This window comes from Bacillus sp. FSL R5-0560, assembly GCF_037966305.1.
GTDB classification, from domain to species: domain Bacteria; phylum Bacillota; class Bacilli; order Bacillales; family Bacillaceae; genus Bacillus; species Bacillus mojavensis.
The window spans coordinates 334,048-356,397 of sequence record NZ_CP150195.1; the positions used below are offsets into that span (position 1 = coordinate 334,048).

At 46.5% G+C, this 22,350-nt stretch carries 16 protein-coding genes and 2 pseudogenes; 9 read left to right on the forward strand and 9 right to left on the reverse strand.

Annotated elements, in window-relative coordinates:
* Positions 1-9 precede the first annotated feature (9 nt).
* Positions 10-570, forward strand: a complete 561-nt coding sequence (locus tag NST56_RS01810) for a shikimate kinase (protein ID WP_127696038.1) — start codon at positions 10-12, stop codon at positions 568-570.
* Between the two features lie 28 nt (positions 571-598).
* On the opposite strand, the pseudogene NST56_RS01815 reads toward NST56_RS01810, so the two are convergent.
* A pseudogene (locus tag NST56_RS01815) lies at positions 599-946 on the reverse strand (class I SAM-dependent methyltransferase).
* Between the two features lie 71 nt (positions 947-1,017).
* Here NST56_RS01815 and NST56_RS01820 point away from each other — a divergent pair.
* From NST56_RS01820 to putR, 7 genes and pseudogenes are all read left to right on the forward strand, one after another.
* Positions 1,018-1,915 (forward strand): annotated as a pseudogene (locus NST56_RS01820) (LysR substrate-binding domain-containing protein).
* 157 nt (positions 1,916-2,072) lie between these two features.
* Complete coding sequence (gene cah, locus NST56_RS01825; protein ID WP_339179548.1) at positions 2,073-3,029, forward strand: cephalosporin C deacetylase; 957 nt, start codon at positions 2,073-2,075, stop codon at positions 3,027-3,029.
* Between the two features lie 81 nt (positions 3,030-3,110).
* Positions 3,111-3,893: a nucleotidyltransferase domain-containing protein gene (locus tag NST56_RS01830; protein ID WP_024120156.1), complete on the forward strand. Its 783-nt coding sequence runs from the start codon at positions 3,111-3,113 to the stop codon at positions 3,891-3,893.
* A 188-nt stretch (positions 3,894-4,081) separates the two neighbouring features.
* Positions 4,082-4,993, forward strand: coding sequence for a proline dehydrogenase PutB (gene putB, locus NST56_RS01835; protein WP_081638229.1), 912 nt, complete (start codon positions 4,082-4,084; stop codon positions 4,991-4,993).
* A 16-nt stretch (positions 4,994-5,009) separates the two neighbouring features.
* Positions 5,010-6,557, forward strand: a complete 1,548-nt coding sequence (gene pruA, locus NST56_RS01840) for an L-glutamate gamma-semialdehyde dehydrogenase (protein ID WP_010332959.1) — start codon at positions 5,010-5,012, stop codon at positions 6,555-6,557.
* Between the two features lie 124 nt (positions 6,558-6,681).
* The gene (gene putP, locus NST56_RS01845; protein WP_339179552.1) at positions 6,682-8,103 is read left to right on the forward strand and encodes a sodium/proline symporter PutP; all 1,422 of its coding nucleotides are present in this window, start codon (positions 6,682-6,684) and stop codon (positions 8,101-8,103) included.
* A gap of 152 nt (positions 8,104-8,255) precedes the next feature.
* Positions 8,256-9,491 carry a proline utilization transcriptional regulator PutR gene (putR, locus tag NST56_RS01850; RefSeq protein ID WP_229149698.1) on the forward strand — a complete coding sequence of 412 codons (1,236 nt, stop codon included), beginning with the start codon at positions 8,256-8,258 and terminating at the stop codon, positions 9,489-9,491.
* A 36-nt stretch (positions 9,492-9,527) separates the two neighbouring features.
* On the opposite strand, the gene NST56_RS01855 is transcribed toward putR, so the two are convergent.
* The 3 genes from NST56_RS01855 to NST56_RS01865 all read right to left on the reverse strand — a co-directional run bounded on the left by NST56_RS01855 (position 9,528) and on the right by NST56_RS01865 (position 12,226).
* Positions 9,528-10,385 carry a TIGR03943 family protein gene (locus NST56_RS01855; RefSeq protein WP_339179554.1) on the reverse strand — a complete coding sequence of 286 codons (858 nt, stop codon included), beginning with the start codon at positions 10,383-10,385 and terminating at the stop codon, positions 9,528-9,530.
* 4 nt (positions 10,386-10,389) lie between these two features.
* A complete protein-coding gene (locus NST56_RS01860) occupies positions 10,390-11,274 on the reverse strand; it encodes a permease (RefSeq protein ID WP_339179555.1) in 885 nt (294 codons plus the stop codon).
* A 97-nt stretch (positions 11,275-11,371) separates the two neighbouring features.
* Complete coding sequence (locus NST56_RS01865; protein ID WP_339179557.1) at positions 11,372-12,226, reverse strand: alpha/beta hydrolase; 855 nt, start codon at positions 12,224-12,226, stop codon at positions 11,372-11,374.
* Positions 12,227-12,395: 169 nt separating this feature from the next.
* Between NST56_RS01865 and NST56_RS01870 the strand changes: the two genes are divergently transcribed.
* Entirely contained in the window at positions 12,396-13,406 is a 1,011-nt protein-coding gene (locus tag NST56_RS01870; RefSeq protein ID WP_339179560.1) for an NAD(P)/FAD-dependent oxidoreductase, read from the forward strand.
* Positions 13,407-13,434: 28 nt separating this feature from the next.
* On the opposite strand, the gene cobA is transcribed toward NST56_RS01870, so the two are convergent.
* From cobA to nirB, 5 genes are all read right to left on the reverse strand, one after another.
* Positions 13,435-14,886 carry a uroporphyrinogen-III C-methyltransferase gene (cobA, locus tag NST56_RS01875; RefSeq protein ID WP_339179562.1) on the reverse strand — a complete coding sequence of 484 codons (1,452 nt, stop codon included), beginning with the start codon at positions 14,884-14,886 and terminating at the stop codon, positions 13,435-13,437.
* Between the two features lie 59 nt (positions 14,887-14,945).
* Positions 14,946-15,266 carry a nitrite reductase small subunit NirD gene (gene nirD / locus NST56_RS01880; protein ID WP_286059074.1) on the reverse strand — a complete coding sequence of 107 codons (321 nt, stop codon included), beginning with the start codon at positions 15,264-15,266 and terminating at the stop codon, positions 14,946-14,948.
* 31 nt (positions 15,267-15,297) lie between these two features.
* A complete protein-coding gene (gene nasD, locus NST56_RS01885; protein WP_339179568.1) occupies positions 15,298-17,715 on the reverse strand; it encodes an NADPH-nitrite reductase in 2,418 nt (805 codons plus the stop codon).
* A 120-nt stretch (positions 17,716-17,835) separates the two neighbouring features.
* Positions 17,836-19,968, reverse strand: coding sequence for a nitrate reductase (locus NST56_RS01890; RefSeq protein WP_339179570.1), 2,133 nt, complete (start codon positions 19,966-19,968; stop codon positions 17,836-17,838).
* Positions 19,969-19,974: 6 nt separating this feature from the next.
* On the reverse strand, positions 19,975-22,293 hold the full coding sequence (nirB, locus tag NST56_RS01895) for a nitrite reductase large subunit NirB (protein ID WP_339179572.1): 2,319 nt from the start codon (positions 22,291-22,293) through the stop codon (positions 19,975-19,977).
* Positions 22,294-22,350 lie beyond the last annotated feature (57 nt).

The following is a 22,350-nucleotide window of genomic DNA, read 5'->3' on the forward strand; positions in this document are numbered from 1 at the left end:
TCGCCGAAGATGAACGCTAAACGAGCCATCCCAGTAAGAGAAAGAAATATCGTCCTGATTGGATTCATGGGTGTAGGAAAAACGACAATCGGCCAATTGGTCGCTAAGAAATTATATAGAGATTTTATCGATATTGACCAAGAAATCGAAAAGGATTTCAACATGTCGATCCCTGAGATGTTTGAAAAAAAAGGTGAAGACTTTTTCCGGAAAACAGAAAAAGAATATATCCTGAATTTATGCCATCATACAAGATTTAAAATTGTCTCACTTGGCGGAGGCTCTTTTAAACAAGAGGAAATCAGAAAGTGCTGTCTCGAACATTGTCTGGTGCTTCACCTTGATCTGTCTTGGGAGAACTGGAAGCAGCGCGCGAATTTGCTGATCGAAAGCCGCCCGGTGCTGCATAATCGGTCAATGGACGAAATGGAGCAGCTGTTTAACGAGAGAAAAGTCATTTATGATAAGCACAATTCAAAAGTGGAAACAGACAACCTTGCTCCTGAAGAGATTGCAGATTACATTGTGGAGACGCTAAAAATCGGCTGGGATCTTTATCAGCCAATGTAAAAGCCGTGCGGGATGCACGGCTTTTTTTTTATCGCTTTACGCCTTGGATGAATTATCGTTTTTAAGCAAAAGGATTCAGGCTTTCCGTTTAGATTCAACTCGAGGCAAAAGGTGTCTCGGGCTTCGTCAGACGCTGTCCCTTTCTGAAAGTGTACATTCACAGCGGCTTTTTCTTCCGCAAAAGATGAAGCAACGTCAACCATTTCCTGCGTCGCATCAATGCCGATGCATTCTTGGACATAAGGGGCAAATGCCAGCACCGTATGGCCCGCTCCCTCTCCGCATCAAGCACTTGCTGCTCTGCACAGCATTCCGCAAATTTGATCAGCATCGTTAAATCTTCCCCATCAGCAAATACCTTCTCATCACGATACATCACAGCGTTTTTCGAAAACGGAGTTTCGTTTGGCCAAATGAACCAGCTCTTTCATCTTTGTTTGTTATGATATGGATGATGTTAGCAATTTCTGTTATGATCATTTTTATATCTTGGACGAAGCGGCGGAGCACCTTCATATCGCCCAGCCTTCTCTCAGCCAGCAAATCAAGAAGCTGGAGACGGAGCTGGGGCTTACTCTTTTTCACAGGTCACACGGCTCTGATACGCTGACACCGCACGGCCGCCGTTTCATTGAAAAGGCTGAGGACATCATTCGATTAAGGGATGACTTGCTGGTGAAGATGCAGGCAGGACTGGGGCACAAGCTTTCGATCTGTAACAGGGAGATATACCTTTCCCCCGGCTTCTGAAGCAGTTTTTGGCGCATTATCCCCATGTGGAGGTTCAGCTTATCGAAAAAGACCCGGCTGCCTTAGAGGAGATAACGGCAAAGGGAGAGGTTATCCTTGCCGATTGAGGATGTGAGGCTCTCCATTGAACCCTTGCTGACTGAGCCGATCGTTCTTGTCGTATCAAAGGAAAAACAAAGGTGGATGCCGCTCGAAATGACTGCACTGATTGATAAAGCACTGGAAGGTGAGGGAAGCCGTGCGTGCCGCTTGAGATAGCAAAGCACGTTCCTTTTATTTTGCTGAAGAAGGGATACGGTTTTCGCCGGATGGTACTTGACCTATGTGCGGAAAGCGGCTTTAAGCCAAACGCCGCGTTTAAAACGAGCACATCAAAATCGCGCAATCCCTTGCCGCAAACGGTTTGGGGTAACACTGACCCAAATATGGTCAAAAGGGAAAAGATCCGGGTGTCATCTATTTATCGCTTCAATCCGCGCCATCACGCACTCTTGTTTTTGTATTTTTTAAAAAACGCTAAGTCATTCTGACCGCACAGGCCATTATGGAACTGAGCCGGGAATCGGTTAAACAAACGTTTGATCAAGAAGAGTGAGTATGGTGTTCAAGGATAGAAGCCTATTCGTCACAAGAACGAATTCACATCGAGGGATTGAATCAGAAATTAGATGTTAAAAAATTTAGAAAATAGGTTCAGCACGTGATAGTATAGAATAAACTAAATCTTATTAAACAAAGGAGAATAATCGGAAATGCAACTATTCGATATGCCGCTCGACCAATTGCAAACGTATAAGCCTGACAAAACTGCCCAAAAAGATTTTTCTGAGTTTTGGAAGTCCTCTTTGAATAAGCTTGCCGAAGTTCAAGCAGTTCCTGACTTACAGCCGGTTGATTATCCTGCTGATGGAGTGAAGGTATACCGCCTTACATATAAAAGTTTTGGAAATGCCAGCATTGCCGGTTGGTATGCGGTGCCTGACAAAGAAGGCCCGCATCCAGCGATCGTCAAATATCACGGCTACAATGCAAGCTATGACGGAGACATTCATGAAATGGTCAATTGGGCGCTGCACGGATACGCTGCGTTCGGCATGCTTGTCCGCGGCCAGCAGGGCAGCGAGGACACCAGTATTTCTCCGCACGGCCACGCATTGGGCTGGATGACAAAAGGAATTCTTGATAAAGATACATACTACTACCGGGGAGTTTATTTGGACGCCGTCCGCGCGCTTGAAGTCATCAGCAGCTTTGATGAAGTCGACGAAACAAGAATCGGCGTGACAGGCGGAAGCCAGGGCGGAGGCATAACCATTGCGGCCGCTGCTCTGTCAGATATTCCGAAAGCCGCTGTTGCTGATTATCCTTATTTAAGCAATTTCGAGCGGGCCATCGATGTGGCGCTTGAACAGCCGTATCTCGAAATCAATTCCTTTTTCAGAAGAAATGGCAGCCCGGAAACAGAAGAGCGGGCCATGAATACACTAACGTATTTCGATATTATGAATCTGGCTGACAGGGTGAAGGTTCCTGTACTAATGTCGATCGGGCTGATTGACAAGATTACGCCGCCTTCTACTGTGTTTGCGGCCTATAACCATCTGGAGACAGAAAAAGAGCTGAAGGTGTACCGCTACTTTGGGCATGAGTATATCCCTGCCTTTCAAACGGAAAAGCTTGCCTTCTTTAAGCAGCATCTTAAAGGCTGACAGACGCGAAGAGCCGCCGCATCATCGGGCGGTTTTTTTCTGCAGACAGCCGGAATGAGAAAAGACGGGAGACGAATATATATGAAACAAAGAATCATTGATGAACTAAAACGAATTGAGCAAGAGTACAGCGTTAAAATCGTGTATGCCGTTGAATCAGGGAGCCGTGCTTGGGGATTCCCATCGCAAGACAGCGATTATGATGTCCGCTTTATTTATGTGCCGAAGAAGGAATGGTATTTTTCAATCGAGCAGGAGAGGGATGTCATTGAAGAGCCGATCCACGATTTGTTGGACATCAGCGGCTGGGAACTGAGAAAAACGCTGCGTCTATTCAAAAAATCAAACCCTCCGCTGCTTGAGTGGCTGTCCTCAGACATTGTGTATTACGAAGCCTTTACGACCGCAGAGCAGCTGAGAAAGCTGCGAAGCACAGCGTTTAAGCCTGAAGCCAGTGTGTATCACTATATCAATATGGCAAAAAGAAACGTCAAGGATTACCTGCAAGGGCAAGAGGTGAAAATCAAAAAGTATTTTTACGTGCTGCGGCCGATACTGGCGTGTAAGTGGATTGAAAAGCACGGAACCATTCCGCCGATGGATTTTACTGTTTTGATGAATGAATTGATTACGGAACCCGAACTGAGAGCAGAGATGGAAACCTTGCTTGAGCGCAAAAGAAAAGGTGAAGAACTGGATCTTGAAGCAAGAATTCATGTGATTCACCAGTTCATTGAAACAGAGATTGAAAGGATTATGGAGGCAGCGAAAACGCTGAAAATCATCAAAAAAGATATCACGCCTGAGCTGAATCGGTTGCTTTTGAATACTGTTGAAGAAGTGTGGAATGATGGAGGAAGCTGATGTTTCATGTCGCTTCCTCTCTCCATATTTCGACAGGAAGTCCCCCGACTTTCTAACTATCTGATTGTGAGAAACCCACAAAAATAATCAGAATCTTTGTATTTTGAGAATATTGTGAACGGAGGTTTTGTCCATTTACAATAAACTCATACAAATACTTCTTAGATTGCGGGGTGTTGAGGTTGGAAGTGATCACAAGAGATTTTTTCTTGTTTTTATCCAAAAGCGGCTTTCTCAATAAGATGGCGAGAAACTGGGGAAGCCGGGTAGCAGCGGGTAAAATTATCGGCGGGAATGATTTTAACAGTTCAATCCCGACAATTCGACAGCTTAACAGCCAAGGCTTGTCAGTTACTGTCGATCATTTAGGCGAGTTTGTGAACAGCGCCGAGGTCGCAAGGGAACGCACGGAAGAATGCATCCAAACCATTGAGACCATTGCGGATCAGCAGCTGAACTCACACGTTTCTTTAAAGATGACGTCTTTAGGTCTCGATATAGATATGGATCTAGTGTATGAAAATATGACGAAAATCGTCCAGACGGCCGAGAAGCATAAAGTCATGGTCACCATAGACATGGAAGACGAGGTCAGATGCCAGAAAACGCTTGATATATTCAAGGATTTCAGAAGGAAATATGAGTATGTAAGCACGGTGTTGCAGGCCTATCTGTACCGCACGGAAAACGATATTGACGATTTGGATTCTTTGAAACCGTTCCTTCGTCTTGTAAAAGGAGCATATAAGGAATCAGAAAAAGTGGCTTTTCCGGAAAAAAGCGATGTCGATGAGAACTACAAAAAAATCATCCGAAAGCAGCTCTTAAATGGTCACTACACAGCGATTGCGACACATGACGATAAAATGATCGATTATACAAAGCAGCTTGCCAGGGAAAACGGCATTTCCAATGACATGTTTGAATTCCAGATGCTGTACGGCATGCGGTCGCAAACCCAGCTCAGCCTCGTAAAAGAAGGTTATAACATGAGAGTCTACCTGCCTTACGGAGAGGATTGGTACGGCTACTTTATGAGACGCCTGGCAGAACGTCCGTCAAATATTGCATTTGCTTTCAAAGGAATGACGAAGAAGTAAAAAAGGAGAGATTACAATGACAACACCTTACAAACATGAACCATTCACAAATTTCCAAGACGAAAACAACGTAGAAGCGTTTAAAAAAGCGCTTGCGACAGTAAACGAATATTTAGGAAAAGACTATCCGCTTATCATCAACGGTGAAAGAGTGGAAACAGAAGCGAAGATCGTTTCCATTAACCCGGCTAATAAAGAAGAGGTTGTCGGCAGAGTCTCAAAAGCTTCTCAAGAGCACGCTGAGCAAGCCATTGAAGCGGCGGCTAAAGCCTTTGAAGAGTGGAGATACACGTCTCCGGAAGAAAGAGCGGCTGTCCTGTTCCGCGCGGCTGCCAAAGTCCGCAACAGAAAGCATGAATTCTCCGCTTTGCTCGTGAAAGAAGCAGGGAAGCCTTGGAACGAGGCAGATGCTGATACTGCTGAAGCGATTGACTTCATGGAATATTATGCACGCCAAATGATTGAACTGGCAAAAGGCAAACCGGTCAACAGCCGTGAAGGCGAGAAAAACCAATATGTATACACGCCGACTGGCGTAACAGTCGTTATTCCGCCTTGGAACTTCTTGTTCGCGATTATGGCGGGAACAACAGTAGCGCCGATCGTTACCGGTAACACAGTTGTTCTTAAGCCTGCGAGCGCAACGCCTGTCATTGCTGCGAAATTCGTTGAGGTTCTTGAAGAATCCGGCCTGCCAAAAGGCGTTGTCAACTTTGTTCCTGGAAGCGGAGCGGAAGTCGGTGACTACCTTGTTGACCATCCAAAAACAAGCCTTATCACGTTTACGGGATCAAGAGAAGTCGGTACGAGAATCTTCGAACGCGCGGCAAAAGTTCAGCCAGGCCAGCAGCACTTAAAGCGTGTTATCGCTGAAATGGGCGGTAAGGATACGGTTGTTGTCGATGAGGATGCGGACATTGAATTGGCGGCTCAATCCATCTTTACATCTGCATTCGGCTTTGCGGGCCAAAAATGTTCTGCAGGTTCACGTGCTGTTGTCCATGAAAAAGTGTATGATCAAGTATTAGAGCGCGTTATTGAAATCACAGAGTCTAAAGTAACGGCAAGCCCTGACAGCGCAGATGTTTACATGGGACCTGTTATTGACCAGGGTTCTTATGATAAAATTATGAGCTATATCGAGATCGGAAAAGAGGAAGGCCGATTAGTAAGCGGCGGTACTGGTGACGATTCAAAAGGATTCTTCATCAAACCGACGATCTTCGCTGACCTTGATCCGAAAGCAAGACTCATGCAGGAAGAAATTTTCGGACCTGTTGTCGCTTTCTCTAAAGTATCAAGCTTTGATGAAGCATTAGAAGTGGCGAACAATACTGAGTACGGTTTAACGGGAGCGGTAATCACAAACAACCGCAAGCACATTGAGCGTGCAAAACAAGAATTCCATGTTGGAAATCTGTACTTTAACCGCAACTGTACAGGAGCCATCGTTGGCTACCATCCATTCGGCGGCTTCAAAATGTCCGGCACAGATTCAAAAGCCGGCGGTCCGGATTACCTGGCACTGCACATGCAGGCAAAAACAATCAGTGAAATGTTCTAAAGCGGGACTAAATGGGCATCCTCCCTGCGGGGGTGTCCATTTCATCCATATACTATAAAAAAGAGGAGGAAGTGCCATAGAAAACACACAGCTGATTATTTCAATTTGTATTTATATGGCGGGGATGCTGCTAATCGGCTACTTTGCCTACAAACGTACGTCAAACCTGACGGATTACATGCTGGGAGGACGTTCCTTAGGTCCGGCTGTAACCGCTCTCAGTGCGGGAGCTGCCGATATGAGCGGCTGGCTGCTGATGGGGCTTCCGGGCGCCATGTTTTCAACTGGGCTGAGCGGTATTTGGATTGTGTTCGGGCTTTGCCTTGGAGCATGGGCAAACTGGCTCTACGTCGCGCCGCGGCTGAGAACATATACAGAAAAAGCGGGGAATTCGATTACGATTCCCGGATTCCTTGAAAATCGTTTCGGAGATCAAACAAAGCTCCTCAGACTGTTTTCAGGAATTGTCATTTTAGTCTTTTTCACATTTTATGTATCGTCCGGAATGGTGTCCGGCGGCGTCTTATTCAACAGCATCTTGGGGATGAATTATCACACCGGCTTGTGGATTGTGACTGGTGTTGTTGTCGCGTACACCCTGTTTGGGGGCTTTCTGGCTGTCAGCTGGACAGATTTTGTTCAGGGGATCATTATGTTTGCAGCACTTATTCTCGTTCCTATCGTTACGTTTTTCCACACCGGGGGAATAGGTGAAACAACTGCTGAGATCCGCTCTGTGGACCCTGATATGTTTAATATTTTTAAAGGAACCAGTGTTCTTGGCATCATTTCACTGTTTGCATGGGGCTTGGGCTACTTTGGCCAGCCGCATATCATTGTGCGTTTTATGGCGATTACATCTGTCAAAGAGATAAAAAGAGCACGCAGAATTGGAATGGGATGGATGATTCTTTCGGCAGTCGGCGCAGTGCTGACAGGCTTGGGCGGAATCGCTTATTACCATCAGCGGGGCATGTCATTGAAGGACCCGGAGACCATATTTATCCAATTAGGAAATATTTTATTCCACCCAATTATTACAGGCTTTCTAATTTCTGCGATTTTAGCGGCCATTATGAGTACAATTTCTTCCCAGCTGCTTGTTACGTCAAGCTCCTTGGTAGAGGATTTGTATAAGTCGATGTTCCGGCGCTCAGCTTCTGATAAAGAACTGGTGTTTTTGGGCCGTCTGGCTGTGCTGGCTGTTTCAATTGTCGCATTAGTTCTGGCTTGGGAGAAAAACAATACCATCCTTGGGTTGGTCAGCTACGCGTGGGCGGGCTTCGGTGCATCATTCGGGCCGGTTGTACTGCTCAGTCTGTTTTGGAAACGAATGACCAAATGGGGGGCACTCGCCGGCATGATTGTGGGAGCAGCAACTGTAATCATTTGGGCGAATGCCGGTCTTTCGGACTTTCTGTATGAAATGATACCTGGTTTTGCTGCGAGTCTGTTGTCGGTCTTTTTCGTCAGCGTATTGACGCAGGCTCCGTCACAAGATGTTACAGACCAGTTTAAAGACTACCAAGATACGATGTCACAATAAAGATCGAAAGGAGGAGGAAGGGGATATCCCTTTTTCCTCTTTTCTCCTTTTAAGACTGCTGTTTTTTCTTTTGGAAACAAACGTATTTTTTTCTATACAAAAAGACCCCGTATGGATATGATTAAAGTAAAAAAAGTATAGGAGAAAAAGGTATGGAAGAGCTTTTAGAGAGAGTTTTTTCATTTTCAGATGTTGATAAGCTGATTGACTTTATCAGCTATGAGCTGCAAAAACCAGTGATACTGGAAAGCGCGGATTTCTTTTTGTTAGCCTACAATTCTTACTATATTAACCATTTTGATTCTGCGAACCAGCAGACTATTTTTTCAAAAAAATGTCCAGTTCAGATTTTTGAGAGGTTTTTGAAGGACGGGATCATTGAAAAACTGAAAACAGAACCTGAGCCTTTTCGCGTCAATAAAATTGAGAGCATTGGGTTAAATCAGAGGGTAGTCGTGAGTGCAAAGCATAAAGGGGAAGTCATGGGCTACATCTGGATTCAGGAACTGGATCGTGATCTGACAGACGAAGAGCTCGACTTTTTGTACGAGACCTCCTTCCATGTCGGAAAAATTATTTATAAAGCGAACAAGCTGAAACAGGAAAAGGAAGAAAGAGCTGAGGACCTCATCAAACGGGCTATCTATCAGCAATTTATTTCTGAAAAGGAGCTCAGGCGGGAAGCTGAGAGAATTAACACCGTGCTGCCTTCTGTGTTTTCAGTTGTCATCCTGCACGCCGCGAATGGGGATGGGGAAGCGGTGGAAGATTTAAAGGAAAATATCAGGTCTTACCTGAATTTGCGGGATAAAGTCAGTCATGTCTTAACGATAGAATCAAATATTGTCATCGTCGTAGCGAGTTTTTCCCAAAAAAGCTCCGCCTCCTCAGCAGCTGTTGAATTCATTAACAAGCTGTTAACACATTTTCACTTTCAAAAAATTCCTACCCCTATCTATATCGGTATCGGAAACGAATATGACCACATCTTAAAGCTCGGCAAAAGCTATACAGAAGCATTGGAAGTCATTAAAGCCGCAGAAATAACCGGCAACCAGGAAAACATTCCATATGAATATGAGAAGCTCGGTATTTATCGTTATTTAGAAAGCATTGAACAGAAAAATGACTTTTTGGAATACGAGAATAAGGATTTAGCTTTACTAAAAGCAAAAGACCAAGAAAGCAGCACCGAGCTGCTGAAGACGCTGGAAATCTACCTCCTCAACAACTGCAAAACAAAACCAGCCGCGGAACAGCTGTTTATTCACCAAAACACATTAAATTACCGCATCAAGCAGATTCTTGAGATGACATCCATTGATTTAAGCGATTTCAGAACGCGATGCCAGCTCTATCTTGATTTGATGTTGATGAAAAAGAAATAAAAAAGAAACCAGTACTTGTACTGGTTTCGTCTTCAATTAAAATCCTCTGTAGACATACGGATCATCAGGTTTTTTAATGGTGTTCCAGTCTGTCACTTTCACGACAGGAAGGGTGGATTTGAATGGCTGATAATATTCTGAGGCAAGAATGCCCTTAATTTGAATCCATTCATCATCCTTGATGTTTATGTCCTTCGGAAACTCCACAAGCATCCCGTACACGCCGGAATCAGCGATACAGTGAATAATGCCAAACCGCAATACGAACAGCTGGTTTTTGTTAATCGCGTTTCCTTTATACGCAAATCCATGAAATTCAATCGTCCGTCCGAGAAATTCGCCTGGATAGTTATAAATGGTTTCCATGCCTTTTAAGAAATCATCATCGGTCAGAGAAATCTCTTTTTTACCAGAATATTTTTTATACAGCTGTTTCATCTGCTTGTCATAGCTGTCTTGCGCATAATAAAGGCTGGCATCAGGCCGCAGATACTGGGTTTGGGAGTAGTGGTCTCCGCTTTCCATGGCCTTAAACGAGAACCCTTTTGTTTTGACGATAGATGAGTCAAGTGTCGCAATCGGAAAAAAGATGCCTGACACCAAAGGAAAAAGAAAAACAAGATAAATAAAATACCGCTGATAAAATGGTTTGTTTTGTTCATGGTCATGCTCGTGATCATGGCCGCAGCCGCAATCATCGTCATGATGATGCCCGCCTTTTTCAGGCGATTTGACAAACAAATACGCTTGAACAGCTGTCAAAATGGCCAGCAGGAAGATCGCAATAAAGGACAGATAGGAATATTTCATATTGATATATTTTGTTAGATTTCCTGAGGTATGCAGATGATAAAAGAAAAATGTAAATCCCATCAGCACCAATAGACGAAACATCCAATCACCCCTTTACAAGTAGTGATCCCGCTAAGACGATCACGACAATATACGTAATCAGCAGGAAAACAAATCGTTTTTTGAAGGCCGCGAGCATCATCAAGAGATTCTTAATATCAACCATCGCACCGAAGACGAGAAAGGCGATGAGCGAGCCTAAAGAAAATGTGCTGCTGAAGGAAGATGCAATAAATGCATCCACTTCTGAACAAAGCGATAAGACAAACGCAAGCCCCATCATCACGAGGGAAGAAGATACATCATTCTGTCCGATCGCAAGCAGAGTGGATGTTTTGACGTACGTCTGCATCGCGGCTGCGATAAAGGCGCCGATCATTAAATATTTCCCCACGGAGAAAAATTCATCAATGGCGTGACGCAAGGTCCCTCCCAGCTTTTGAAACAGGGTGTGGTGATGATGATGGTGATGCCCGGCTTCATCGGGCTTTAAAAGCTGGTTATCCTTAAATTGATAGGATAAGATGATGCCAATAATCACCGAGACAGCCAGCGCCAGCCCGCCCCGGTAAAAGACCACGCCCCATCTATTCCCGAACGCAATATACGTAGAAAACAAAACAATGGGATTGATGATAGGAGCGGTCAGCATAAAAGCAACGCCCGCATGCAGGGGAACCCCTTTTAGCAGAAGCCGCCTCGTAATCGGGATAATGCCGCATTCGCAGGCGGGAAATAAGATGCCGGCAAGCGCACCAAATAAGACTGCGAGAAACCGGTTTTTCGGCATGATCCTTGCAATCATTTCTTCAGAAACAAACATTTGAATGATTCCGGACAGAATGACGCCAATCAGAATAAACGGAATGGCTTCTATTAAAATACTGATAAAAATAGAATTCAGCTGAAGAAAAGACGATTGTGCTGTCACAATAAAACCTCCGCTCATGGTAAGCTGCCTCTGATTATATCACGAAAAAAGGCACTGATTGTTTGACGGAAGAGGAGGAAGGATCGTTTCACCTTGTTTAGGATTCCATGAATTGAAGTATGATTCTATCTGTTTCAGCAGCTTCTTTCCCGAGCCAAATCAGGTGTCCCCATGAGTGAAGCAAACAGAGAACAGCGTCAGGAATATGTTCTTTTGCATAATGTGCATGTGACTTGTCGATAAATCCATCATAAACACTTTGCATAATCAGTACGGGGCATGAGATGGCCTGCAGCTCTTTTGAAGAGATAGAGGCTGTTTGTGACAAGTCGAGCAGAAATCCTTCACCTGAGCGCTGCCGGCTGTTCATTTTCCGAAATGCTTCTATGTCTTTTTCATCCATCATGGACTTGATTCGCTGAAACGATAGTGTGCTGAATTGTGGGCTCATGGCTTGAAACATGAAACGCGGGAAGGCGTTATTTAGAAAAGAAATCAGCTTCCATATCCATTTTTCCACCGGTGGGCGGAAGAGGATTTTCCCCATTTTATATTCAGTATCTTTGGGGGTGAGCCATTCCTTGGTGACCGCGGATTGCAGGGTTAGAGTGTTTACCCTTTCCGGATAATGTGAGGCAAAGCATATGCCGCTCGGCCCTCCTGCTGAGATGGCCACCACATGGACACTGTCGATTTGTAAATGATCTAATAAATTCACATAGAAACGGCAGGCGTCGGCAAGACTTTTTCCAATCTCTTTTGAAGTCCGTCCATAGCCGGGCCTTGAAGGAGTGATGATGGAATATTCATGCTCAACCAGCGCCGTGTACCCGAATTCCTCGTAACAATTTGAATGCCCGCCATGCATGACAAGAATGGGGGTTCCACTGCCTGTTATAGAATATTCCAGTGTGTATCCTTCGAAAGTGATCGTGTCGACTTGTCTTTTCATCTGTTTCTCCCATTTGTTTTCTGCCTATTATAGAGTTTTCAACAATTTACCACAAGGAGAAGAAATGAATAAACAAAGGCTCGGGAAATATGATATACTTTGTATTGATATTCATTCTCAATTAAACGTTATAACATTAATGATCGATTTGGAACGGGAGGCAGGACGGATGGCTGGAAATCAAGAGGTATTTGACGTCACGATTATAGGCGGGGGGCCGATCGGGCTGTTTACGGCTTTTTACTGTGGCATGCGGGAGCTGAAAACGAAAGTGATCGAGTTTTTGCCGCGGCTCGGGGGAAAGGTGTCTTTATTTTTCCCTGAGAAGATGATTCGCGATATTGGCGGGATACCGGGGATTGCCGGGGAGCAGCTGATCGAACAGCTGAAGGAGCAGGCGGCGACGTTTGACCCTGATATTGTGCTGAATCAGCGAGTGACCGGATTTGAGCGTCTGGATGACGGAACCATGGTGCTGACTAGCTCTGAGGGGGAGAAGCACTATACAAGAACCGTTATTTTGGCTGTCGGCATGGGCACGCTGGAGGTCAATGAGTTTGACAGCCAGGATGCAAGCCGGTATGCAGGAAAAAATCTTCATTATAAAGTGGAGAAGCTTGATGCGTTTAAAGGCAAACGGGTCGTGATTTCTGGCGGGGGAGATACTGCGGTCGATTGGGCTAATGAGCTGGAACCGATTGCGGCGTCTGTTACTGTCGTGCATCGCAGAGAGGAATTCGGCGGACTGGAAAGCAGCGTGACGAAAATGAAGCAGTCATCTGTGCGGGTGCTTACTCCTTATCGGCTTGAACATCTTAGCGGCACAGATGAACGCATCGAAAGCGTCACCGTTTGTCATGCGGCGTCTGGACATCCCGAGGAAATCGAGCTTGATGAGCTCATTATTAATCACGGGTTTAAAATTGATCTCGGCCCGATGAAGGATTGGGGTCTCGAGATTGAAGAAGGCCGGATTAAAGCTGACAGACATATGCGGACGAATCTTCCGGGCGTGTTTGTTGCGGGGGACGCGGCTTATTATGAAAGCAAGCTCAGATTGATTGCCGGCGGTTTTACAGAAGGCCCGACTGCCGTCAACAGTGCGAAATCTTATCTGGACCCTCAGGCGGAAAATATGGCGATGTATTCCACACACCACAAAAAATTGGTTCATAAATAAAAACAGCCCTTTGGAAAAGGGCTGTTCATCAGCTGTGGAGGAGCTTTTTCTCCACTTGCTCATTTTGTATAAACGCAAATAATTGCTCATGGTCTTGTACGGCAGTAAACCCGTATGCAGCGGCGGGCGTGTCATCGCCTATACAGATGACAGGGGGGCGGCTTGCGGACGGTTCTGTTGAAATGCCGATTTCTTCTCCCGCGCTGATCAATTGCTGAGCGGACTGCTTGCTGGGGCAAATGATCATGTGCAGAGGAGACTCACTGATCGTACGCTCGGTCATGCGGGTGAATCGCTCATCTATGACGTTTTCATGGGTGATATAGCACAAACAGGACTCTGATTTCAGCATTTCTTCTACTGAATGACGGCTGCCGACAATCAGCTTTTTAGGTGAATTGTGATGGTGCTCGGATATGATGAAGCCGCGTTTTATAAGCTCTGCCTTTCCTGCTTCTGACGCTGCACTCAGGCGTGCGGTCAGCTGGCGAATGTCGATTCGTTTGGACGCGAGCGCTTGAAAAAATTCGCAAACCGCACGGCGTGATGTGAAGAAAATATCCTCGAAGGCGCTGATCTGTTCTAGAATATCCTCGTTGACAGGCATTTTTTCAGTCCGCCATTTCGGCCATTCGATGACATCGGCTCCATATTCGCGCAGCTTGTCTGCCAGTGTATGCTCATCTTCGTTATGAGTGACTACCATCATATGCTGCCCGATGAATGGTTTGCTTTCAAACCAGCTGTGTGTTTGAACGTTTACAATATCACCGATGACGATAATGGCGGGGTTTGTGATTTGCTGTTCCTGTATGTTTTGATGGATATCCTGCAGCGTTCCTTTTACGCTCCGCTGGCGGCCCCACGTTCCCCATTGAATCACGATGACAGGGACAGAAGGAGATTTTCCGTACGCGATGAGCTGCTGGCAAATAAATGACAGGTTTTTCACACCCATGTAAAACACAAGCGTTTGAACGCTTCGGGCAAGCCCCTCCCAGTCAAGGTTCGGCGTGCCTTTTAATGATTTATCATGTGCGGTAATCATGGCGAAGGACGAAGCGAAATCCCGATGCGTGACGGGGATTCCCGCATACAGCGGCGCGGCGATTCCCGAGGTGATGCCCGGCACCATTTCAAAGCAGATGCCATGCTGGTGGAGCGCGTCTGCTTCCTCGCCGACTCTGCCAAACACACTGGGATCTCCGCCCTTCAAACGGACAACGGTTAATCCGTCTGACGCTTTTTCAATCAGCAGGGCATTGATCTCTGCCTGTTTCATAAAATGGCGGTCCGGCAGTTTTCCGCAATAAATGAACTGGCAGTCAGGTGATGCGTATTCGAGCAGCTTTGGGTTTGCGAGCCGGTCATACAAAATGACATCCGCTTCCTCCAGCGCTTGTTTTCCTTTTATGGTGATGAGCCCTGGATCTCCAGGTCCGGCGCCCACAAAATATACGATTCCGTTTTTCATGATCATGTCATCCTTCCGTCACTGTAAAAAATGAAGGATCACTTTAAAAGTGATCCGGTCTTTGATCAATATTGGAGATAAACGTATTCTCCTTCGATCAGCGTTTCGTATGTTTTGACACAGCCGTGATCCGGCTCTTGAACGATTCCGTCTTCCAAGGAGATTTTCCAGTCGTGCATCGGACAGAAGACATATTCGCCGCTGACGATACCTTCTGCAAGGACGCCGCCCTTATGGGGACAGCGGTTTTCAATGGCGCGGATGCTCCCGTTTGAAAGCTTAAAGACCGCAAGCTCCTTATCTTCAATATACACTGTTTTTCCTAATTGTTCAGGCAATTCCTCGATTTTTCCGATACATACTTTTGTGACGTCTTTGTTCACCATGTCCATTCCTCCTCAATGTTTGTTTCTGTCATTATGATGTGGTCACGACATTTTCAAATAATTCTTTAGAGGTTTGTTTATCTTCCAGGAAGTCCTTCCACGGATCTTTGTGGACAGAGAGCGTTTCATTCATTCGGTCGTTCAGCTCCTGCCGTTTTTCCGGATCGTTTAGAACATCTTGGACATGGGATAAACCGACGCGCTCCAGCCATGCGGACGTGCGTTCTAAGTAGTTTGCCGTTTCCCGGTAGTATTGAAGGTAAGCGCCTGCATATTCCAAGACTTCTTCATTTGTTTTCACCTTCATCAGCAAGTCGCCGGCACGCAAATGGGTTCCGCCGTTTCCGCCGACGTAAAGCTCCCAGCCACCGTCGATGCCGACCACGCCAAGGTCTTTAATGCCGGACTCCGCACAGTTCCGCGGGCAGGCAGATACGGCCATTTTCACTTTATGAGGCGTGTTGAGTCCTTCAAATGTTTTCTCAAGGTCGATGCCTAGGGCCATGGAGTCTTGTGTGCCAAAGCGGCAGAATTGTTCGCCTACACATGTTTTTACCGTGCGGAGTGTTTTTCCGTACGCGTAGCCTGACGGCATATCAAGGTCGGCCCATACCTTTGGCAGGTCTTCTTTTTTCACGCCGATCAAGTCAATTCGCTGGCCGCCTGTCATTTTGACGAGCGGGATCTCGTATTTATCGACGACATCAGCGATTTTGCGAAGATCCTGAGAGTTGGTTACACCGCCGTACATCCGCGGTACGACAGAGTAGGTACCGTCTTTTTGAATATTGGCGTGCATCCGTTCATTAACAAAGCGGGATGTTCTGTCATCCTCATATTTTGACGGATTGATCATGCCTAAGTAGTAGTTCAGAGCTGGACGGCATTTGGAACAGCCTTCTGGCGTTTTCCAGCCGAGCACGTTCATGACTTCTCTTGTATGTGACAGCCCTTTGGCTTTGATTTCTTCGACTACCTCATCTCTCGACAATGAGGTGCAGCCGCAAATCGCTTCTTTTTGGGCTGATGCGTCAAAGTCTGATCCCAGCGTATACTGAAGGATATCTTCTACGAGCGGCTTACAGCCTCCGCATGAGCGGGACGCGCCGGTGCAAGCTTTGATTTCATCTGTTGATGAACAGCCCTGTTCCTGAATGGCTTGAATAATTGCTCCTTTTGACACACCGTTACAGCCGCAGATGATTTCATCATTGCTCATGGCAGCGGTCAGACTTGTGCCCGCTTCTTGGTTGAGAGGCTGTAAAATTGAGATTTTAGAGGTTTCAGAGATATCTGCTTCTTTTTGAATCATCGAAAACAGGCGGTTGCCCTCACTGCTGTCGCCGAATAAAACAGCTCCGACAATCTGATTGCCTCGCAGCACGACTTTTTTATAAATGCCATCCTGTTCATCAAAGACCTTAATCGCTTTTTTCTCGTCTGATTCGTGAAAGTCACCGGCAGAAAAGACCTCAACTCCTGATACTTTCAGTTGAGTGGAGAGAACGGAGCCTTCATAAGGTTTCGTTTCAACACCGCAGATATGGTTAGCGAGCACTTTCGCCTGTTCATAGAGCGGCGCCACGAGTCCGTATGCGATTCCTCGGTGCTCGGCACATTCACCGACCGCATAAATGTGCGGGATTTCGGTTTGCATATAATCGTTGACAATGATGCCGCGGTTGACTGGAATGCCGCTTTCGGCCCCAAGCGCTGTATTCGGGCGGATGCCGACGGCCATGACGACTAAATCGGCTTCAACGCTTGTGCCGTCTTTGAATCTGACGCCCTCGACCCGGTCATCTCCGAGAATTTCTTCTGTTTGCTTTTCAAGCAGAAAGGTCATTCCTTGTTTTTCTAATTCGTTTTGCAGCAGGCGTCCGGCCGTTGCGTCAAGCTGGCGTTCCATCAGGAAGGGAGCGAGATGGATAACGGAGACTTCCATACCGAGATTCAGCAGGCCGCGGGCAGCTTCCAAGCCAAGCAAGCCCCCGCCGATGACGGCTGCTTTTTTATATTGTTTTGACGCGGCGAGCATCGTGTCTGTATCCTTTATGTCCCGGAAAGCTGTGACGCCTTTTTTGTCTGCGCCCGGAATCGGCAGGATAAAAGGGACAGAACCTGTAGCCAGGATCAGTTCATCATAAGGCTGTATTCGGCCGCCATCGGTGATGACGGTTTTGCTTTCTATGTCCACTTTGATGACTGTTTCATTGGTATACAATTGTATATTGTTTTCTTTGTACCAGTTCCAATCGTTTAACGTAATATCTTTGATATCTGTATCGCCTTGCAGCACTTTTGACAAAAGGATTCGGTTGTAGTTGGGATGCGGTTCGGAACCAAAAATTGTGATTTGGAATTCGTCTTTTGAAACACTCAGTATTTCTTCAATGGCCCTTACCCCGGCCATTCCATTACCAACAAGAACTAGCTGTTTTTTCCCCATCAGATGATCCGCTCCTTATCAATGTTTTTTTCAGCGTAGCACAGCAAAAAGAAATATTTAAGATGCATGTTATAAAATGTAACAAAATATACGAAAATTTCTAAAATTTTTATGAAAAATTTAAATAGGTCTGACTCGGACGGCGCATACCTTAAAACCGGGCATTTTACACGCTGGATCTAGGCTGTCACCAATCAAGTCATTTACGTTTTGGGCATCCGCCCAGTGGATGGGAACAAATACTGTGTCTTTTCTGATGTGTTCTGACCATTTGCTGCGGACGGTGATGCTTCCGCGAGGAGATTCTATGTTCACGAGAACACGGTCCTCGATATTGTAGGCCGCTGCTGTTTTCGGATGGATTTCCATAAATGATTCAAAATCTCTTGCGGCCAAAGAGGCGCTTTTTCTCGTTTGGACACCTGTTAAATAATGAGACATGACCCTGCCGGTCGTTAAAAACAACGGATATTCGGCAGTCGTCTTTTCTTTAGGAACAACGGGTTCGTTTGGGATCACACTTAATGCCGCTTTATGATCCGGATGTGCAAATGAGACCTCAAACAAGCGTCCGGTTCCGGGGTGATCAGGTTCCGGACACGGCCAGTGAATCCCGCCTTCTTGTCTGAGCCTGTCGTATGTGATGCCGGAATAATCGGCGATTCCGCCGCGGCTTGCTTCTCTCAATTCGTTAAAGATGTCCTCCGCAGACGTGTAGGGAAAATAACGGCCTTTTCCGAGAGTGGATGCGATCTCGCAAATGATCTGCCAATCATGCTTTGCTTCCCCCGGGCAGGGGCGGCTCGCTTCCCTTAATGTCACGCGGCCTTCCACATTTGTCATCGTGCCTTCGTCTTCTAAGTAAGAGGATGCGGGCAAAATGACATCTGCAAATTTCGCTGTTTCAGATATAAACAAGTCGATTGCAACAAAGAATGTCAGTTTTGACAGCGCCTGTTTGACAAGGTTGGCATTTGGGCTGGAGACTGCTGGATTGGAACACATTAGAAACAGTCCTTTAATGTCTCCATCGTTGATTTTTTCCATCATTTCATAGGCTGAGACGCCTTTTCGCGGGAGCTCATCCGGATTGACTCCCCACACTTTTGCAATATAAGCCCGATGGTCTTCGTTTTCGATGGAACGGTAGCCGGGAAGCTGATCTGCTTTTTGGCCATGCTCTCGGGCGCCTTGCCCATTACCCTGTCCGGTGATCGCTCCGTAGCCCGAGTAAGGCTTGCCGATTTTTCCTGTGATCAGCACCACATTTAAGAAGCCTCTCACAGCCGCGGTACCATCGGTTTGCTGTTCAATGCCGCGGGCTGTAAACAGCAGGCCGGACGTTTCCATGGCAAACTTCATAGCAGCCTTTCGCATTTGCTCTAAAGGAACACTTGTCTGCTCGGCGATGTCTTCCAGATTTAAAGCGCCGATATGCTGTTTGAGCTCATCAAATCCGTTCGTGCGTGTGCGAATAAAGTCTTCGTTTATGAGCTGTTCGTCTATGATGATTTTGACTAAACCGTTGGCAAGGGCGGCGTCTGTCCCAGGTTTGATTTTTAGATGAAGGTCGGCTATTTTTGTCGTCGCTGTTTCCCGGGGGTCAATGGCAATGAGATAAGCCCCGTTTTCTTTCGCTTGTTCAAAATACGGCATGATGGTCGGCTGGCATTCTGCGATATTGGTGCCGGCCAAAATGATCACTCGGGAGTGGGGGATTTCCGATAATGGATTCGTTAAGCCTCTGTCTGCTCCGAATGTTTGGTTGGCTCCGGTTGCTGCGGCGGACATACAGAGCCGGCCGTTGTAATCGATGTATTTTGTCTGTAAGCCGACTCGTGCGAACTTTCCTAACAGATACGCCTCTTCATTCGTAATCGAGGCGCTTCCGTAGACAGCCATCGCATCATGGCCGTGTTTGGCTTGGATCAGGGTGACTTGCTCCTTTATATAGTTCAGTGCTTCATCCCAGGAAACAGGCACAAATTCACCGTTTTTTTTGAGCAGCGGCCGGGTGATACGGGAGGCGTGCAGGGCATGTTGATGGGCATTCATCCCTTTCATGCATAAACGGCCTTGTGTCGTAGGATTGTGGATGCCGATGGCTGTATATCTCTTTCGTGTAACGATGGTTTGTTCCACAAGCTGCATTTTGCATTGCATGCTGCAAAACGGACATTGGGTGTCGTATGTTTTTTCTGATTGGACGTCTTGCTGTTTTTCCCGGAAATATCTAAGCAGTCGTTCAGTCAAAATGCCTCATCCTTTCTTCATTGCGCCAGACTGTACAGGCTGATTTTGCAGCAATGACAGGTCTGTTTGGAGGTTTTCCAGCAGCTGTGTCCGCAAATCTTGTTCAAATAATACCTCTCTGATATGAATGATGCCGAGGCGGTCAATCCACTGATGAACCGCTTCTGCGTAGTGAGCCGTTTCGCGATAATATTGAAGAAGGCCTTTCATCATAATGGCAGTATTTTTTTCGCTATCTGTCACACAAAACAGCATTCCGGAACGGGCATGTGCTCCCCGGATGCCGCCAGTGTAAATGTCCCAGCCCTCTTGTGTTTGAATGGCGCCGATATCCTGTATAGCTGCCGTTGTGCAGTCTTTTTCACACGACAAGCTGATCGATATGTGATCGGGCATGGGAAGCATATCAGCATGTCTTTCGATATGGCTTGCCAGCTTTTGAATAGATTGATCTTCTCCGCACGTACATGCTAAGACACTTCGCAGCGTGCGGCGGTGCTGATGAGAGAAAGCTGGCATGTTCAGTTCTTTTCTGATGTTTACAAGGTCATTTGGATGGAATCCGGAAAGCTTCAGCCTCTGGCCGTGAGTAATTGAAACATAGGGGATGCCGTATGTCTCAATGATGTTTGCGATGTTTCTGAGTTCCTTCGCATTTGTCAGTCCGCCGTACATTTGCGGAATGAGGGTGCATGTATCCTGGGCCGATGCTTTAGGGGACTGGATATAGCCGGGCTGCAGCAATTCCATATAATAGTGAAGCGCCGGAATACAAACATTGCAGCCGTTTTTCGTTTTCCAGCCAAGCTGATTCATTACCTCAGCAGGATCAGTGAAATGACAGCGGTGCAGTTCGGCGATGACTTCGTCTTCCGTCAAATCAGTGCAGCCGCAAAACGAAGGCTGGCTGGCTGGTTCTGTATATTCGCTGCTGGCCATGTATTTCAGAAGGTCTTCAACGAGCGGCTTGCAGCCTCCGCAAGAGCCGGATGCTTTTGTGCACTGCTTGACTTCTTCGACCGTTTTTAAGCCTTTCGTGTGCACCGCTTTTTCAATCAGACCTTTTGTCACTGAGTTGCATTGGCAAATGGTTTCAGTGGGAGGCATGGTTGCAAATGAAATACCGCTTTGATCCGGTTCGATCAGCTGCTGTTTGACAATGGAAATGTCTCTTTGCTTGAGAAGGCTGTCGAGAAGCCGCTGTTTATCGCGTGTGTCTCCGAATAAAATAACGCCAGCCAGTTTGTCGTTCTCAAAGAGCGCTTTTTTGTAGCAACCGGCATGTTCATCATGCAGCTTCATGCTCGTCGTGCCTGCGTCTTCGTGCACCTTTCCTGCTGACCACACATCAATTCCCGCTATTTTTAAGGCTGCCGATTGGGCAGAGCCATGATATCCTTCACATGGAACGCCGCAGATGTGCTGTGCGAGGACTTTTCCTTGTTCATAAAGAGGGGCGACCAATCCGTATACCATTCCGTTATGCTCGGCGCATTCCCCGACGGCATACACATTCGGTTTGCTCGTCTGCATGAATTGATTGACGATGAAGCCGCGGTTTGCGGCGAGTCCGGCTGATGCAGCCAATTGGATATTGGGTCTTACACCAGCCGCCATTACAATCAAGTCTGCTTTTATCGAAGAACCGTCGCTGAATCGGATACCATCTGCCCGTGAGCCTCCTGTAATGGCTGCTGTGTCTTTCTCTAAAAGAAAGGTTAAGCCTTTTCGTTCCAGTTCAGACCGCAGCAGACGAGACGCTGTTTGATCGAGCTGTTTTTGCATGATGTTGGGGGAGTGGTGAACGACGCTGACATCCATGCCCAGGTGCCGCAGGCCGACAGCCGCTTCAAGGCCTAATAAGCCGGCGCCGATGACCGCTGCCTTTTGATAATGTTCAGCCATGCTGATAATAGCTTGACAGTCTTCTATTGTCCGAAAGCCGTAAACACCTTCTTTGTCTGTCCCGGGTATGGGGAGAATATGAGGGGAGGAGCCTGTTGCCAGGATCAATTTGTCGTAGGACAGGCTGCGTTTTTGATCTGTAGTGACTTGCTGCAAATCTGTGTTGATTTGCACGACCGTTTCTCCAGTGTAAAGTGTTATGCCTTGCTTGGCGTACCATTCACTGCTGTTCAGCACAATGTCATCGAGCGCTGCCTCCCCCTGTAAAACAGAGGATAAGAGAATGCGATTATAGTTGGGATGCGGTTCGCTGCCGAAAATGACAATCTCAAACATGTTACGATGAAGCTTCAATATTTCTTCAATACAGCGAATTCCGGCCATTCCGTTCCCTGCTACGATTAATCTTTGTCTCTTCATTTGCCAGACCTCCTTTGCCTCAGCTTGTAAGTTTTTCTCCTACCAAAAATTATGGCA